Genomic DNA, 15,756 nt, shown 5'->3' on the forward strand with positions numbered 1-15,756 from the left:
GTGGGCCGAGGGCGCCCAGACCGAGCGGACGACCGGATCGATACCGGCGACCGTCCGGTGACCGAGGCCCGCGCCGGTCACCGGAACCTGTCGAGGCTCGGCGCGGCGAATGCGCTTCCGCACTGAGGCGCGCACGGATGAGCTGCACCTGGTCGGTCACTGCCCCGCAAGCCGGTTGCCGGCTCGAAGCACGTGTGAAGACACTGCGCCGATTACCGGGCCGAATCCGCCCGCCGGAACGAGCGCCGCCAGGCCGTCTTGCCCCTCCCGTTCCCCGGGTCGTTCCAGGAACAAGCCGAGCCGTCCCGCGAGATGCGTCTCGGGCCACCTCGACCGAAGGCCGCTGAGGGGTGGTTGGACGAATCGGCGACGGGGACGCGCCGTACTCTCACCCCTCCAGCTCGCGCAGATATTCACCGAACTTCTCCAGGCCGTCGATGTTGCGGGGACCGCTGATTCCCTCGTTGTAGTCGAGGACGAAGAAGTTGTTCTTCTTCACGGCGGGCATCTCCTTGGTCTGCGGTGACTTCCTGAGGAAGTCGATCTTCTTCTCGGCGGGTTTGTCCCCGTAGTCGAGGACGATGACGACCTCGGGCTCGGCCTCGGTGACGCTCTCCCAATTCACCTGCGTCCAGCGCTCGTCGAGGTCCGCGAAGACGTTCTTTCCGCCGGCCTTCTTGATGATGTCGTCGGGCGGGACCTGGTTTCCGGCGGTGAAGGGCTGGTCCGTGCCCGAGTCGTAGAGGAAGACGGGCACGGGGCCGCCCTTGGGCGCCTTCGCGGACACGGCCTGCTCTCGCTGCTTGAGTTCGTCGACGACTTTCTTCGCCCGCTCCTCCACCTTGAAGATCTTCCCCAGACGTTCCAGGTCGGCGTGGAGGGCCTCGAAAGGCGTTTTCTTTTCCGGGTACTTCGGGTAGTTGTAGCAGCTCTCGGTGTGCATGAAGCTCTGGATTCCGAGCTTGTCGAGGATCTCGGGCGTGATGCCGCGCTGGTCGCTGAAACCGGAGTTCCAGCCGGCCACCACCAAGTCCGCCTTGGCGTCGACGACGAGTTCCTTGTTGAGGAGGTCGTCGCTGAGCTTCTTCACCTTGGCGTATTCGGAAGCCCACGGCGATTCCCGCACGGGAGGGTTGGCCGGTGGCATGACGTAGCCGTACACATGCTTGGTCAGGCCGAGGCTGAAGAGCTTGTCGGCGCTGCCGCCCTCGTAAGCGACCGTGCGCTCCGGGACGGTGTAACGGACCGGCTCACCGCACCTCTTGACGCCGACCGTCTCGGCTTCCTTCCCGTCGGTTGCGACGTCTGCTCCGCATCCGCTGAGCAGGAGGGCGGTGGCCGCGGTCGTTCCGGCGACGGTGCGTCGCCGTGCGGAGTTCAGTCGCCGTACGAGGGACATGGGGTGTCACTTCCGTTCGGTGCGGGAGGGTCGAGGGAGTACAGCAACTGCGGGTCACCGGTGAGCGGGTGGCTGACGACGGTGGTGCGGACGCCGAAGACGTCGTGCACGAGTTCCGTGGTCAGGATCTTCTCGGGGGTTCCGGTGGCGACCAGGCGTCCTTCGGAGAGGACGCCGAGCCGGTCGCAGGCCGCTGCCGCGAGATTGAGGTCGTGCAGGACGACCAGCGTGGTCAGGCCGGTGCCGCGCAGCAGCGACAGCAGCTCCACCTGGTGCCGTACGTCGAGGTGGTTGGTCGGCTCGTCGAGGACGAGGATCGTGGGCTCCTGGACGAGAGCGCGGGCCACGAGGACGCGTTGGCGCTCGCCGCCCGAAAGCGTCAGCACGCCGCGCCGGGCCAGGTGGCCGATGTCCACCTGCCGCATGGCCTGCTCGCACAGCCCGCGCTCCCTGGAGCTCGGCGCCTGGTTGCCCCGGGCGTGGGGCGTACGGCCGAGCGCGACGACCTCCTCCACGGTGAAGTCGAGGTCGATCTCCCCGTCCTGTACCAGGGCGGCGACCAGTTGCGCACTCCGGCGCATGCTCAGCCGCGAAAGTTCCTCCTCTCCGAGCCGGACCGTGCCGGAACTCGGCCGCAGCGCCCGGTAGATGCACTTGAGAGCCGTGGACTTACCGCTGCCGTTGGGCCCGATGAGGCCGACGCACCGGCCGTCGGCCACGGTCAGGGACAGGTCGCTCAGGAGCTTCTTGCCGTCGGTGACGACGGAGAGCCGGTCGAGGGTGAGGTCCATCTCAGCGTGCTCCGAACATGTAGGCCCTGCGGCGCATCAGCGTGACGAAGACCGGGACGCCGATCAGGGCGGTGATGACGCCGAGGGGCAACTCCCGTGGGGCCACGAGCGTGCGGGCCACGAGATCCACCCACACCATGAAGACCGCTCCGGCGAGCGGACTGACCGCGAGCACACGCGCGTGGGTGGACCCGACGACCATGCGCACCAGGTGCGGCATGACCAGGCCGACGAAACTGATGGCCCCGCTGACGGCGACCATGGCACCGGTGACGAGCGAGACGAGGACCAGGAGGCCCTTGCGGTGCCGATCGGGGTCGATGCCCAGGCTCGCCGCCGACTCGTCACCGAGCGCCATCACGTCCAGGGCGCGGCTGCAGCGGTTCAGCACGGCGGTGCCGACCAGCACCGCCACGGCGACCGCGGGCAGCGCTGCCCACGTCGCGGCACCGAAGCTGCCCATGGTCCAGTACAGGATCGTGCTGGTGGCCTCACTGTTCGGGATCAGATAGATGATCACGCTCATCACGGCCTGGAAGCCGAGCGCCATGGCGACGCCGGTCAGGATGAGCCGCAGCGGCGACAGCCGCCCCCGGCTGACGGAAGCGGCGTACACGAGGGCGGACGCCGTCAGCGCACCGAGAAAGGCGCCGGCCGACACGGCGTAGACACCGAGCCCGGCGAGTCCGCCGGTGACGGTGACGCCGACGGCGCCGACGGACGCTCCGGAGGAGACGCCCAGGACGTAAGGGTCCGCCAGCGCGTTGCGCACCATTGCCTGGATGGCGACCCCGATGGTGCTCAGCCCCGCCCCGACGAGCGCGGCCAGCAGCACGCGTGGCGTGCGGATCTCCCAGACGATCCGGTACGCCGTCGCCTCGCTCGCGCCGATCTCCTCTCCGCTGAGCGCCGCCCACAAGTACCGGGCGGTGTCGCCGGGCGTGATCACTGCGGTTCCCAGACCGATCGCCACCACAACGGATACCAGCAGCAGGGCGAGGAGGGCAGCGCAGAGCGGCACCGCACCCCTGCCCGGGGAGCGCCCGGAGAAGGGCACCCCCGGAGCGTCGCCCGCCGTCCCGCCCCGCTCACCGGAGTCGGTGCTCACAGTCGGCTCGGCGGATGCTGACGGGTGCATACGCAGTCCTTTCCGGAACGGTCGACGCGGACCGTGGTCGTCGCGAGGGACGGGTCAGGAAAGCGGGTCACGAGACCGCAGGCGCCTCTCACGAGCTCCCGTACTCCTCGCGGCCGTTGCCGCCCTGCCCGACCGGAATACGGGAGACCAGGAAGCCGGCGCCCAATGCCGCCGCGGTGAGGACGCCGAACGCGACGGCCACTCCGGCGTAGCCGGCGATGCCCAGCCCCAGGCCGCCGAGAGAGGCGCCGAGGAAGACGCCGAGGCTCATCCCCGCCGCGTTGATGCTCAGCGCGGACCCGCGCAACGGCCCGCAGCGCCTCACCAGCAGACTCACGGCGCAGGCGGCCACGACCGCATGGCTGGCTGCATGGAGTGAGGTGAGGGCGAGAGCCAGCGGCAGCCAGTGCGTGAAGTAGAAGCCGACGACGGTGACGAGGACGGCGACGAGGCCGAGTACCAGCAGATACTCGGTACGAACGCCCTGCTGAACCGAGTTGGTGAGCCGCCCCGTGAGGAGGTTGGCCACGAAGAACGAAGCGCCGCTCAACGTCCAGACGAACGAGAAGAGTCCGGGGTCGAGCTGGAAGCGGCTGTCGTAGTACGCGGCCAGGTACGCGAGGTACCCCATGAAAACGGCGGTACGGAGAAGGGAGATCGACAGCAGCGGCACGGCGCCCCGCACCGCGGCGAGTGCCTTGAAGGAGGCGAAGTACGTCAACTTCTCTCCGCTGTCCGCCTCTTCCTCCGCACCGGGCGGCGTTCGCCGCCAGAGCAGGACGACCGCGAGCAGCAGCGAGACGGCCGTCACGGCGAGGAGGTCCCCCTCCCATCCCCAGAACATGGCGGGCAGCGCGATGACGGGCGCCGCCAGCATGGCCGTCATGGACTGGGTGGCCGTCACCAGCGTCGCCGCTCTGCTGGCGGCCTTGCCGGAGCCGAACCGGTCGGCTGCCGCCGCGGTCAGAGCCGGGTTGAGTACGGCCGTCCCCGCACCGACGAGCAGGCAGAACGCCACAAGGAGGACGTATTCGCCGCTTGCTCCGAGAGCGGTTGAGACCGCCAGCACCCCGAGTCCGCCGGCGGCCGCCCACTCCTTGCGGACGCGGTCGATCAACGGTGCCAGTGCCGTACCGACCAACAGGGCCGCGAGGCCACCGAGTCCGCGTAGTCCGCCCATCGCGGCGACGCTGCTCCCCGACCCTTCCGCGATCGGCACCAGGTACGTACTGAAGATGGTGAAAGGCAGCAGCCCGACCGCCGAGGCGAGCAGGATCGGCCACAGGGTGCGCGTCATCTTCAGGTCGCCCGGAAGCTGCTCGCCCGTCTCGGGGGCTTTCCGCCTCACCTGCGTGGCCCCGGTGCCGGCGCTCACGACGCTTCCTCGAGCTTCGTCGTGGAGCCGTCGGCCCGATAACGGTAGAGGACGGTCGCATCTGCGCTGAACTGCGAGAACGGGAAGGTCTCTGCCGAGAGGGCGGTGACGCCGCTGGAGAGGAACGCGCGGGCGACGGCGCTGCCGGTCTGTGCGTAGACCACCAACGGGACGTCGTGCCGTCGGCAGTGCTCGAGGATCAGGTCGAAGGTGCCGTTGCCGAGGGTCATCCCGGTCGCCACCACGGCGTCGGCCTGCTCCAGCACTTCCGTCATGTCGTCCGAGACCGGCTCCCCCCACTGGGTGGTGCGCAGGTTGAGATCGCACGGCAGACAGACTCCGCCCCGGTCATGTATCGCTTCGATCAGCGGATTCACCACACCGATCAGGGCGACCCGCGCATCCGGCTCGAGGTCGAGGAGTTCGGCCACGGCGGCGTCCCGCGCCCTCGCCCGCACCTCCGGCGTTCCCGTGGGGAGTGTGACCGGCTCGGCCTCTTCGGCCTCCCGGTGCGGCCGCACGCGGGAGAGATAGGCGTCGAGTGCGGCGACACGTACGGCGGGGATTTCGCTGCGCAGGAGCGTGTCCAGGGTGAAACCCGAGGCGTTCTCGCAGAAATCGGGGCCGAGTTCGCCCGCTTCGAAAGAACAGGCGCCAAAGCCTTCCCCGACCCGCAGCAGGAGATAGTGGTTGTGGTAAGTGACCTCACCGCCCGCGAGCCGCGTGGTGTGGTAGAGCCAGAAGGCGCTGGTGACGGTCACGCCCTTCGGATCGGGACCGCAGGTCCCGTCCAGTATTCCCTCGGTCAGTTCCGCGATCGTGTGCGGTTTCGGATAGGGCATTCTCGGTTCTCTCGTCGAATGGCGGGTGTGGTGGTGCGGCGCTGCGAGCAGGCGGAGGACTGCCGGGTCCGGTGCGGGAGCAGCGTCAACCGCGGTGCGTGCGCGGCGGGATGTCACGCCACGAAGCCGCCGACCAGGGAGGCTTCAGTTCATCGAGAGAGGCGATCTCGTGGGGCCTCAAGAACTCGATGTCCCAGGCGTCGCGATGCTGCGCGTAGGCGTCTTCCACGTAGCGGTGACCGGTGTCGGCCGCGATGAAGACGTACGTGCGGAAGCCGCGCCCGCGGCGTTCCCAGAGGGTGGTCAGGTACGCGGCCCCGGCCGACAGACCCGCGAATATGCCCGTGCTGCGCAGCAGTTCGACGGAGCCCGACAGGGCGCATGCGAAGTTGACCCAGTGGATTCGGTCGTACAGCTCGTGCCGGACGTTCCGGAACTCGATGGCGCTGCCTATACCGGCGATGATCATGTCAGGGTCCGGCACGTGCTCAGAACCGAACGTCACGCTGCCGAAGGGCTGTACACCCACGACGCACGCGTCCCGGCCGGCCTCTGCCAGGTAGGTGGCGAGGGCGCCGGTCGACGCCCCCGAGCCGACGCCGCCGACCAACGTGACCGCGCCGGCCGGGATTTCCCTGTCCAGGATTTCGGCGACCTCACGGTAGCCGTAATAGTGGATTCCGTCGTGGTACTGCCGCATCCAGTGGTACGACGGATTTCCCGCGAGGATCTCGGAGACCCGGCGGACCCGCAGCTCCTGGTCGAGGCGGAGGTTCTTCGAGGGCTCGACCTGTTCCAATGTGGCGCCGAGTATCTCCAGTTGGACGCGGAGTGTTCGGTCCACGGTCGCGGAGCCCACGATGTGGCACCTGAGCCCGAAGCGGTGGCAAGCGAGCGCCAACGCATGCGCGTAGATGCCGCTGGAACTGTCGATGAGGGTGTCGCCCTCCTGTACGGCCCCCGAGTCGAGCAGATGGCGAACCGCCCCCAGGGCCGAGTAGACCTTCATCGATTCGAATCGCAGACAGAACAGGTCCGGCCGAACGCGGATCAGGTCGGGCTGCTTGATCGCTTCCGCGATGTGTGAGTGCATCCCGGGCCCGTCAGACCGTTGCGCTCTGTCGCAACTTGAACAGGAAGGTCTGCGCGTTGTCGGTGTCCCACGTCTGATGGTGGACCACCTCGGGCACGAACCCGGCTCCGATCGCGTACGCGACGATGTTCCGCAGTTCCGAGGTGTTGGAGACGATGAGGTAGATCTCGCCGTCGCTCGCCAGCAGGTTCCGCTGGACGACTTGGTCGAAGAACTCCCGGACCACACCGATCCCCGCGCACACGTTCCGCACGACGACCGGGTCTTCACTCACCGCTTCCCGCACGGCGGGCGGGTTGAAGGTGACGACGTCGAACTCCGACCCGTCCGGGACGCTGCCGAACAAGTCGGAGACTCTCGGGCGGAAGCGGGTTCCGGGCCGTTCGCCGACGATCCGCTCGTAGGCTCCCGTCGTCGCCCGGACGCTCTCGGGATCGACGTCCATCGCGTGGATCTCCCTCGCCCCGCGAAGCCCGGCGACGACCGCCTCGACGCCCAGGCCGACCCCCATTGCGGCGTACGACCTGCCGCCGACGGGGATGGTGCCGTCGTACAGGCGGTCGTGGATCATTCGGCTCGTCTCTCCTGGCATGAAGACACCGGGCGGAACCTCGAACGACCAGTCCCGATAGGCGTACGTGCGCGGTGTGTGGAGATCGGCCTTGGGAGTGTTCAGGGCGACGATCTCGTCCACGGGAAGCGTGTACGGAAGCGTGCCGTGAAGAGCCCACGCCGTGGACTCGTCGTCGGTCAGCGCCGCCCTCGTGCGGGTCTGCTCGCCCATTGGCTCCTCCTGCTCGGGGTTGCCGCGAGTCCGTCCCGGCTGCACCACTGCGTCATGGCACGCCTCGCGAGGGAGGGCAACTCCTGGGCATGCCACCGCATTTGTCGCCGGGCGTACGCGGAGCGACGGATGCGGGCGGCTGCGTCCGAACGTCCGCCTCGCCCGCGTCAGTGAGCATCGATCAGATGGAAATGATTGTCAAGAGCGGTATCGCGGCGGCACCGCGCAGGCCATCCCTCGGTCACCCGCAAGGGTCCTGACGGAGGGAGCGACTTGCCCCCTCGCGCGGGATGGGTTAGAACGATTATCACTTTCACCTGCCGCATCATCGATACCCGCGCATCAGCTCCTCCACTCCGGCGCCACCACGCCGTCACCTGGCCCTGCCCGCACGCGAGAAGCTCCCTGCTCGGCCGTTCAACCGGTCCCTGCCCGAGTACGGGACCCGAGGCTGCCTGCACAGTGCGGTGACCGACGGCCGCAAGGAGGCAACGAAGGAAGAAAAGAGAGGAACACGTGAAGCGCTCCGGCAACGTGACACCGCGACAGGTGCCGACGGGCACGGGCACGGCCTTCGGCACCTTCGGCGAACTGCTCCAGGGGGCACTGCCGGAGGACGGCGGCGACTTCCTGGTGACCCTGCCGGTCGCCCGGTGGAGCATGGCGGCCTTCCGCCAGGAGCCAGGGTCGGGAGGCATCAGCGTCCGGCCCCCGCACAAGAAGAAGGCGCTGCGACTGGTCTGCTTGATCGCCGAGGAGGAGCGCCGTCCCGTCGCGGGTGTCCTTACCCTCAACAGCGCGATCCCCGAGGGCAAAGGGCTGGCCAGTTCGTCGGCGGACCTCGTCGCCACCGCCCGGGCCGTGGCGAAGGCACTCGGCACGCCGATGCCCCCCAGCAGGATCGAGCGGCTGCTGGCCCGGATCGAGCCGACGGACGGTGTGCTCTACCCGGGGATCGTCGCGTTCCACCACCGGGCAGTGCGGCTCCGGGCGGTCCTCGGGTCCCTTCCGGCCATGACCGTGGTGGGGGTCGACGAGGGCGGCGCGGTGGACACCGTCGCCCACAACCGCGTACCCAAGTCCTTCTCCGCAGTGCAGAGTTGCGAGTACGCGCGCCTGCTGGACCGGCTCGCCGACGCCGTCCCGCGTCACGACCTGGCAGAGGTGGGCAGGGTCGCGACCCGCAGCGCGCTGATGAATCAGCCGCTCCGCTACAAGCGGTCGCTGGAGCCGATGTTGGAGATCTGCCGCGAGGTGGGCGGCCTCGGTGTGGCTGTCGGGCACAGCGGCACGACTCTCGGAGTGCTGCTGGACTCGCGTGATCCGTCGTCCACGCGCAGGGCCACGGAGGCGGCCCGTGCATGCGCCGAACTGGCCGGCGGCGTCGCCGTCTACCGGACGCTCAGCTTCCCCGGCGTGCACGCTCCCACCGCCGAACGTCTGCTCACCGCCTGAGGGACGTACGCCGGCCGGTGGTGAGAGCGGGGAGCCCGCCATGCACACCGTCGCGGAGACGCGAACGCCGACCGCATGCGTGGGAACGGAAGCCGAGCCGATCCGTCCGTATTCTGCGTACCGTTGGCGGCGATGGTGGGACGAGTCGCTCCGTGGTCAGGGCGCAAAGTCCCCTCGACGATCCCGCGTTGCACAACACGTCGGTGCATGACCGAACCGCCGAAGGGACACGAACAGCAATGCAGGAGACGCTCACCGAGATCGGCCTGGTCCCGCAACGTCTCGGCACGGGATGTGCCGAGGCGGTCGCGCGCGGCCTCGCTCAGGACGGCGCCGTCGTGCTGACAGGTCAGGAGTCCTCGCCGCGGGCCCTGACGGTCGCGGCCGCCTTCGCCCTGGGTGAGCGGCTGCGGCAGCTCTTCCCGCAGCGTCAGCGGTCCTCGTCCGAAGGGGCGCAGGTGCATCTGCACGCGGACAGCTTCGATGTGGTGGTGGACGTGGCCGGGGTACCCGCACGTCGGCGCCACCCCGACGAGGATTACGCCCTCGTGCAGCTCACCCGACCGCCGTCGTCGGGAGGAGAATCCTTCGTGGCCGACGCGTACCGCTTCGTGGACACCCTCGAAACCGGGGACCCGGAGCTGTGGGAGTTCCTGACACGTGCCGACGTCGACTTCTACGGAGCCTGGACGGGCCTGCGGGGCCTGCCCTCGACCCCTCGAGCGGGCCGGCACGTCGAGTACACGCGCTCGGGCCGGCGGATCGTGCGCCGCTCCGACGGTGCCGTGCCCCTGCACCGTGACCCGGACACGGAGCACGTCGAGGCCATGCTGCGGCGCTTCGACGAGAGTGTCCGCGAGTTGGAGAGCACGCTGCCCCGGTTCCCGCTCGAAGAAGGGGACGTCCTGATCCTCGACAACTACCGCTGCTGGCACGGCAGGGACGCACACACCGGCGAGCGGACGACCCGCATCCTCACCCTGCTCAGCGCGGACGCCCGCTGACCCGCGCGGCGACGGCCCGGGCCTCCCGTGAGCCGCGGCGCCCACGAACAATCAGCAATGGCGTCCGTCTTCAACGAGTCTGCGGGGCTGCCCTCTCGTCCCCGGAGAGACCCACGGCCGTTCCGGCAACACCCGCCACGACGCGCCCGGTGGAAGGCCACCACGCCGCTGCTCGTGCCGTACCGGGTGCCGCAGCGCCTGTCCCCCATCGCCTCCGCCGGACCGGACCGCGGTCCTCTCCGACGGTCGCATCGAGGAACTCGGAACTGCTCGCCCGCGCAGGCGCGTACAGCGCCTTCCGAACAGCACGCAGCCAGGTTTCGAACTGGCGGACCACGTCCTCCTCCGGAGCGTGACGGCTTCCTGTCCACAGCCGATACCGACTGTCCCGTGGGAACGGGGCGTTCCCACGGGACAGGGGCGTCGGCCGGCAGAAGCGGTCGTCCCCGCCTCCCTTCCACCGTTCGGCTCGCTCAGTCGCCGGCGGACGCCACGACGGACTCGCCGTGCGCGGGACCGCCCTCCGGGCCTGCGTCGTCCCGTGCGAGCGGTCCGGTACGGCGCACACCCAGGTAGAGGAACGCGCTCGCCAGCACCAGCCCCGCGTCCACGTAGACCGCGGTCGACCAACTCCCCGTGGTGTCCCGCAGGGCGCCGGAGACAACGGGGCTGGCGACCGCGCCGATTTCCGCGATCAGGTTCCACATCCCGAAGGCGGCGCCGCGGGACTCGTCCCTTACGAGATCGGCCGTGAGCGCCTGGGACATCGGCTGGACGGCGTTGAGGAAGAGCCCGGTTGCGAAGAGCAGCAGCCCCATCACCCACAACGAGGGCTGCTGGACGTTCTGGAGGTAGATGCCGAAGAGCAGGACAAGCACGCCCTGCGCGACGGTGGCGGCGATGAGCAGGTTGCGCCGGCCCCAACCGCGTTGCAGGGCACGGTCGGAGAGCCAGCCGCCGACGGGGAAGCCGATGATGCCGGCGCCCGCGTTGAAGGCCGCGGTGAGCCCCGCCTCGACGAGCGAGGAGTCCGCAGCCGACGAGACGATCGCCACCGACCAGTACCCGAAGAGCCAGATGCTCCACAGGATGGCGATACCGGCGACGTAGATGAGCAGCGTCTCCCTGTCGATGACGCCGCTACCGCCCCGCCGGGCCCGCGGCTGCCCGAAGGCGCCGCGGCGGCGCATGACGAAGACGATCGCCAGCGCCAACGCCACCTGTGCCAAAGCGGAAGCCCACTCCGGGAGTCCGAGGCTGTCGCTGGCCCAGAACAGGGCCATGATCAACGCGCAGAAGACCGCCGAGACACCGAGCAGCCGCAGCGCCGGCCTCCCGGGGCGCAGCCTGCCGACGAGGCGTCGCAGGAACCACCACATCACGGCGGAGACAAGGAGCGTGAGCACCCCGAAGATCAGGAACGGCATCCGCCATCCCTGCTCCTTGCCGAGTACCGAGGCGCCGAAATCGAGCAGCGGCGGTGCTGCGATGTTGGCGACGGTGAGCCCGAACGCGAGCCCGGTGATGGCGACCCCGAGCCCCAGACTGCGCTCGGGCGCGGGGGTGTGAGCGACGATCAGGGCGCGGTCGTTGGAGTAGAACGCGCCCTCGCCGAGCCCTGTCAGCACGCGCATCGCGACGAAGACGAACAGCCCAGTGATGGCACCGCTGATGATCGTGGCGACGCCGGCCCAGACGAACGAGACGACGAGCATCGTGGCGTGCCCGTACCGGTCGCCGAGGCTGCCGCTGGGCAGTTGCGTGAGCATGTAGCCGGCGAAGAAGAGGCTGCCGATGAGGCCGCCGAGCGCGTGCGGGTTCTGCGCCGCGTGCATGAACGAAACGTCGTTGTCGATCATCCATGTGACGACAGGTCCGGTGATGGCGCGATCGGCGTAGGCGAAGAGCCAGCCGCCGAAGAGCATGATCCACAGCATCCGGTAGGAACGCCTGCCTGCTGTGGGCGGACGGTCCCGGTCCGCGAGGTGGGTTTGCGACATGTCGGTCTCGCTTCCGCAGAGGGGGCGGTTGCGTACAGGGGGCGGTGAGCCCGTCGGGGATCGGCCGCGCTGCCGGCCGCCATGAGTCGACGGGGGCTCGCGGCGGCACCATCAATGCATACTTAATACGGACGCTGTCAACGGTCGTGCCAAACTCGGTCGACCCGACACCTCCGACCCGACTCACTTCACCGCTCAATCTGCCCTGCACACAGGCTTTTTGATGGCGCAAAACCGACCAATCGTCGATTTTGGCATTGGGAAACCAAGACAACTGCGCCTACCGGTTGACGGCAGATTTAATTAAGTTTCCCATGGTGCCCGGGCCGCGCCGTCCGTACCGACTCGGTGCTCCGGACGTGGTGTTCACCACCGCAGCCCTGCCATCCGACCCGTCACTCCCTCCCCGAGAGGTGCCTCCCGTGACCGACCCCCACCTGCTGGACCGCTACAGGAGCGCCGGTTTCGGCAGCAGCGCTCCCCGTGGCGTGCGTCCCGCCGTCGTCGTGGTCGATCTTCAACTCGGCTTCACCGACCCCGACTTGCCTACCGGCGCGGACCTCCGTCCACAGCTCGACGCCACCGCGCAGCTACTCGGCGCCGCCCGGGCTGCCGGCGTACCCGTGCTGTACACCGCCATCGCCTTTCCGCCCGGCGTTCCGCACGCCTGGCTCGACAAGTCGCCGGGGCTCGCAGCGCTGCGCAGCGGAACGCCCGCGGTGCAGATCGACCAAGCGGTCGCACCCCGGCCGGACGAGCCCGTGCTCACCAAGGCATCGGCCAGTGGCTTCTTCGGCACCGGACTCGCCTCGGCGCTCGGCTCCCTGCGCGTCGACACCGTCCTGGTGTGCGGCGCCACGACGAGCGGCTGCGTACGGGCCACCGCCGTGGACTCGGTGCAGCACGGCTTCGCCACGCTCGTCGTGGCCGACTGCGTGGGCGATCGGGCCCGACCACCGCACGACGCCGCCCTTTTCGACCTCCAGCAGAAGTACGCGGACGTCGTCGGGCTCGACGACGCCGCCGAGTACCTGGGCCGCGCCCGGAAGGCCGCGCCGTCCGAAGGGTCCGCCGCACACGGGGGAGCAGCATGACGGCACACCGCGTGGGACTCGTCGTCCCCAGCTCCAACACCACGATGGAGACCGAGGTCCCCAGGCTCCTGCGCGAACACACCGCCCTGTACGGCGAGGAGTTCACCTTCCACTCCAGCCGCGCGGAGCTCCACACCGTCGAAGCCGCCGCGCTGCACGCCATGGTCGAGGAGGGAGACCGCTGCGCCAGGGAGCTCTCCGACGCCCAGGTACGCGTCCTCGGCTACGCGTGCCTGGTGGCGCTGATGGCGGAGGGTCCGGGGGCGCACGAGCGGATCGAGCCGTGGCTCGCGGACGTCACGGCAGGCAACGGCTGCGAAGCGCCCGTGGTCAGCAGCGCGGGAGCACTCGTGCGCACGCTCGATGCGCTCGGGCTGCGCCGGGTCGCGGTCGTCGCTCCGTACGCACCGGAACTGACGAGGACCGTGCTCGCCTATCTGGAGCGGTACGGAGTGGAGGTCGTCGACTCGGTGAGTCTCGCGGTGACCGACAACAGTGCCGTCGGCCGCCTCGACCCCGACGACCTCCCCGCACACGTCGCCGGCTTGGACCTCACCGGGGCCGACGGCATCGTTCTCTCCGCCTGCGTCCAGATGCCCTCGCTCGACGCCGTTCCCGGGGTGGAGCAACGCTTCGGACTCCCCGTGGTGACCGCCGCGACCGCCACCACTCGCGAGCTCCTGGAAGCGCTCGACCTACCGCTCGGCCTCTCGACCGGCGGCGCCGCGCTGGCGGGCGGTGACCACCGATGAACGCCCCCTACCGTCCCCGCGGTACGGAACTCCGAGTCGACGCACGCGGATTGAGCCACAGGGTGCTCCGCTACGGTGAGCCGGGCAGTCCGGACCTGCTGCTGCTCCCCGGCATCACCAGCACGGCGCTCGCACTCGACTTCGTGGCGCACGCGCTGTCGGGGGAGTACCGGGTGTACGTGCCCGACATCCGCGGCCGAGGCGGCACCGTGGCGCCCGACGGCGGTTACACGCTGCCCGAGTACGCCGCGGACGCAGTCGCACTCGCCGAGGCGCTGGGCTTCGAACGTCCCGTTCTCCTGGGCCACTCGATGGGGGCGCGCATCGCGGCCGCGACCGCTCGACTGCTCCCGCACGGCCCGCTGGTCCTCGTCGATCCGCCGCTCTCCGGCCCGCACCGCCCCTATCCGACCTCGGCCTCCTCCTTCGCCGAGCAACTCGCCGAGGCGCGCGGAGGAACCGACGCGGAGGGCGTCGCGCGGTGGTATCCGCACTGGCCGCAGCGCGAACTGGCCATCCGGGCGCAGGAGTTGCCGACCTGCGATCCGACGGCCGTAGCGGAGACGCACGGCGACTTCGAGCGCGAGCGGTTCGAGCCGTACTGGGCCGGGCTCCCCGCGCCGGTCACCTTGATCCGAGGCGCCCGGAGCCCGGTCGTCACGGACGCCGACGTCGCCGCTCTCCGTCGACTGAATCCGCAGGCGCAGATCCTCGAGGTGCCCTCGGCCGGGCACATGGTGCCCTGGGACAACCTCGACGGCTTCCTCGACGCCGTGCGCACGGCCCTTGGCGGGGAGCACCCGCCTCTCGACCCGGCGCCCGCAGCGGAGAGCCCGGACGACGGCGCCGAACCGGTCCCGCCCCGGCCCGCCGACACGCAGCGGACGCCAACGCACCCCGCACCGCACCAGCCCGGCGGAGCCGCCGGGCGATCCGCCCCAGGGAGGCAATCGTGACCGACCAGGCATTCCTCGCAGACCTGTGCACCGACTACCTGAAGCTCTGCGCCGTGGAGGACGGCCAGACCGTCGCCGTCCTGTCCCAGGGGCACGAACGCCTCGCCTACGCGGACGCGTTCCTGGCCGCCGCGCGTCGACTCGGCGCCCGCGCGTACCACGTCCGGCTCCCCGAGCCGCCGCCGAGCGGCGCCTGGGAGGTAGGCGGCGGACTCGCCGGGCAACGCGAGGTGGTGGAGACGGCCAAGCAGGCCGACATCCTCATCGACCTGGTCTTCCTGCTCTTCAGCCCGGAGCAGATGGAGATCCAGGCGGCCGGCACCAGGATCGCCCTCGCGGTCGAGCCGGTGGAACTGCTCGCACGGCTCTTCCCGACCGTCGAGCTGCGCGAGCGGGTCGAAGCGGCCCAGCGCCGCCTCGCCGGCGCCGAGTCGCTCCGCATCACCAGCGAGGCGGGCACCGACATCACCTACAGACTCGGCGTCTACCCCACGGTCTCGGAGTACGGCTACACCGACGAGCCGGGGCGCTGGGACCACTGGCCGTCCGCCTTCGTTTTCACCGGCGGCGCCGACGACGGCGTCGACGGACGCATCGTGATGTCCCCGGGCGACGTCCTGCTGCCGTTCAACACCTACACCACCACCCCGGTCGAACTCACCGTGGAACAGGGGTTCATCACCGACATCCGCGGCGGCCTCGACGCGGATCTGCTCTCCTCCTACATCCGCTCCTTCGACGACCCGCGCGGGTACGGCATGTCGCACGTCGGATGGGGCCTCGACCCGCGCGCGCACTGGCACGGTCTGACGCAGTTCCCCGGCGGCATGGGCATGGAGCTGCGTTCCTTCGAGGGCAACGTGATGTTCTCCATCGGCCCCAACAACGAACTGGGCGGCGCCAACGACACCCCCTGCCATTTCGACATCCCGATGCGGGGCTGCGACCTCCTTCTCGACGACGAGCCCGTGGTCCGCGGGGGCCGCGTCGTGGAACCGCACCGCGTCGACTGACACCTGCCGCGCAGGCCGCGGCGATCCGCTGCGGCCTGCGGCTGCGGGTGCGCGCAGCCC

General features: G+C 69.7%; 14 protein-coding genes. 6 read left to right on the forward strand and 8 right to left on the reverse strand.

What is annotated here, in order from left to right; translation table 11 throughout:
* Positions 1 to 388: 388 nt before the first annotated feature.
* From UWG_RS0119065 to UWG_RS0119095, 7 genes are all read right to left on the reverse strand, one after another.
* Positions 389 to 1,399, reverse strand: coding sequence for an ABC transporter substrate-binding protein (locus tag UWG_RS0119065; protein ID WP_016908800.1), 1,011 nt, complete (start codon positions 1,397 to 1,399; stop codon positions 389 to 391).
* The gene (locus UWG_RS0119070; protein ID WP_016908801.1) at positions 1,378 to 2,190 is read right to left on the reverse strand and encodes an ABC transporter ATP-binding protein; all 813 of its coding nucleotides are present in this window, start codon (positions 2,188 to 2,190) and stop codon (positions 1,378 to 1,380) included. Before UWG_RS0119070 ends, UWG_RS0119065 begins: the two co-directional genes overlap by 22 nt.
* Before the next feature lies 1 nt (position 2,191).
* Positions 2,192 to 3,211 (reverse strand): FecCD family ABC transporter permease, encoded by a 1,020-nt coding sequence (locus tag UWG_RS0119075; protein WP_029391584.1) that lies wholly within the window; start codon positions 3,209 to 3,211, stop codon positions 2,192 to 2,194.
* 205 nt (positions 3,212 to 3,416) lie between these two features.
* Positions 3,417 to 4,703: an MFS transporter gene (locus UWG_RS0119080; RefSeq protein WP_016908803.1), complete on the reverse strand. Its 1,287-nt coding sequence runs from the start codon at positions 4,701 to 4,703 to the stop codon at positions 3,417 to 3,419.
* Positions 4,700 to 5,545, reverse strand: a complete 846-nt coding sequence (locus UWG_RS0119085; protein ID WP_016908804.1) for a Rossmann-like domain-containing protein — start codon at positions 5,543 to 5,545, stop codon at positions 4,700 to 4,702. Before UWG_RS0119085 ends, UWG_RS0119080 begins: the two co-directional genes overlap by 4 nt.
* Before the next feature lie 85 nt (positions 5,546 to 5,630).
* Positions 5,631 to 6,638 (reverse strand): pyridoxal-phosphate dependent enzyme, encoded by a 1,008-nt coding sequence (locus UWG_RS0119090; RefSeq protein ID WP_016908805.1) that lies wholly within the window; start codon positions 6,636 to 6,638, stop codon positions 5,631 to 5,633.
* A gap of 10 nt (positions 6,639 to 6,648) precedes the next feature.
* Positions 6,649 to 7,422, reverse strand: a complete 774-nt coding sequence (locus UWG_RS0119095; protein WP_016908806.1) for a class I SAM-dependent methyltransferase — start codon at positions 7,420 to 7,422, stop codon at positions 6,649 to 6,651.
* Between the two features lie 516 nt (positions 7,423 to 7,938).
* Here UWG_RS0119095 and UWG_RS0119100 point away from each other — a divergent pair.
* On the forward strand, positions 7,939 to 8,877 hold the full coding sequence (locus UWG_RS0119100) for a GHMP family kinase ATP-binding protein (protein ID WP_016908807.1): 939 nt from the start codon (positions 7,939 to 7,941) through the stop codon (positions 8,875 to 8,877).
* Positions 8,878 to 9,116: 239 nt separating this feature from the next.
* Positions 9,117 to 9,881 (forward strand): TauD/TfdA family dioxygenase, encoded by a 765-nt coding sequence (locus UWG_RS0119105; RefSeq protein ID WP_016908808.1) that lies wholly within the window; start codon positions 9,117 to 9,119, stop codon positions 9,879 to 9,881.
* A 473-nt stretch (positions 9,882 to 10,354) separates the two neighbouring features.
* Here UWG_RS0119105 and UWG_RS0119110 read toward each other — a convergent pair whose 3' ends face one another.
* Complete coding sequence (locus UWG_RS0119110; RefSeq protein ID WP_016908809.1) at positions 10,355 to 11,881, reverse strand: MFS transporter; 1,527 nt, start codon at positions 11,879 to 11,881, stop codon at positions 10,355 to 10,357.
* A gap of 422 nt (positions 11,882 to 12,303) precedes the next feature.
* Here UWG_RS0119110 and UWG_RS0119115 point away from each other — a divergent pair, with 422 nt between their 5' ends.
* Genes UWG_RS0119115 through UWG_RS0119130 form a run of 4 tightly spaced genes read left to right on the forward strand, consistent with a single transcriptional unit; the run spans position 12,304 to position 15,696 of the window.
* Positions 12,304 to 12,975: an isochorismatase family protein gene (locus UWG_RS0119115; protein WP_016908810.1), complete on the forward strand. Its 672-nt coding sequence runs from the start codon at positions 12,304 to 12,306 to the stop codon at positions 12,973 to 12,975.
* Positions 12,972 to 13,727, forward strand: a complete 756-nt coding sequence (locus UWG_RS0119120; protein ID WP_016908811.1) for a maleate cis-trans isomerase family protein — start codon at positions 12,972 to 12,974, stop codon at positions 13,725 to 13,727. The genes UWG_RS0119115 and UWG_RS0119120 overlap by 4 nt, the downstream gene beginning before the upstream one ends.
* Positions 13,724 to 14,683 (forward strand): alpha/beta fold hydrolase, encoded by a 960-nt coding sequence (locus UWG_RS0119125; RefSeq protein ID WP_157838573.1) that lies wholly within the window; start codon positions 13,724 to 13,726, stop codon positions 14,681 to 14,683. The genes UWG_RS0119120 and UWG_RS0119125 overlap by 4 nt, the downstream gene beginning before the upstream one ends.
* The gene (locus UWG_RS0119130; protein ID WP_016908813.1) at positions 14,680 to 15,696 is read left to right on the forward strand and encodes a 2,5-dihydroxypyridine 5,6-dioxygenase NicX family protein; all 1,017 of its coding nucleotides are present in this window, start codon (positions 14,680 to 14,682) and stop codon (positions 15,694 to 15,696) included. The genes UWG_RS0119125 and UWG_RS0119130 overlap by 4 nt, the downstream gene beginning before the upstream one ends.
* The last annotated feature ends 60 nt before the right edge of the window (positions 15,697 to 15,756 follow it).

The organism is Streptomyces xiaopingdaonensis, from assembly GCF_000262345.1.
GTDB lineage: Bacteria > Actinomycetota > Actinomycetes > Streptomycetales > Streptomycetaceae > Streptomyces > Streptomyces xiaopingdaonensis.

What these genes read in the sequence shown, in the direction of transcription:
- UWG_RS0119065 (WP_016908800.1), bottom strand. Translation starts at nt 1,399, where the DNA reads ATGTCCCTCGTACGGCGACTGAACTCCGCACGGCGACGCACCGTCGCC.
- UWG_RS0119070 (WP_016908801.1), bottom strand. Translation starts at nt 2,190, where the DNA reads ATGGACCTCACCCTCGACCGGCTCTCCGTCGTCACCGACGGCAAGAAG.
- UWG_RS0119085 (WP_016908804.1), bottom strand. Translation starts at nt 5,545, where the DNA reads ATGCCCTATCCGAAACCGCACACGATCGCGGAACTGACCGAGGGAATA.
- UWG_RS0119090 (WP_016908805.1), bottom strand. Translation starts at nt 6,638, where the DNA reads ATGCACTCACACATCGCGGAAGCGATCAAGCAGCCCGACCTGATCCGC.
- UWG_RS0119095 (WP_016908806.1), bottom strand. Translation starts at nt 7,422, where the DNA reads ATGGGCGAGCAGACCCGCACGAGGGCGGCGCTGACCGACGACGAGTCC.
- UWG_RS0119105 (WP_016908808.1), top strand. Translation starts at nt 9,117, where the DNA reads ATGCAGGAGACGCTCACCGAGATCGGCCTGGTCCCGCAACGTCTCGGC.
- UWG_RS0119110 (WP_016908809.1), bottom strand. Translation starts at nt 11,881, where the DNA reads ATGTCGCAAACCCACCTCGCGGACCGGGACCGTCCGCCCACAGCAGGC.
- UWG_RS0119120 (WP_016908811.1), top strand. Translation starts at nt 12,972, where the DNA reads ATGACGGCACACCGCGTGGGACTCGTCGTCCCCAGCTCCAACACCACG.
- UWG_RS0119125 (WP_157838573.1), top strand. Translation starts at nt 13,724, where the DNA reads ATGAACGCCCCCTACCGTCCCCGCGGTACGGAACTCCGAGTCGACGCA.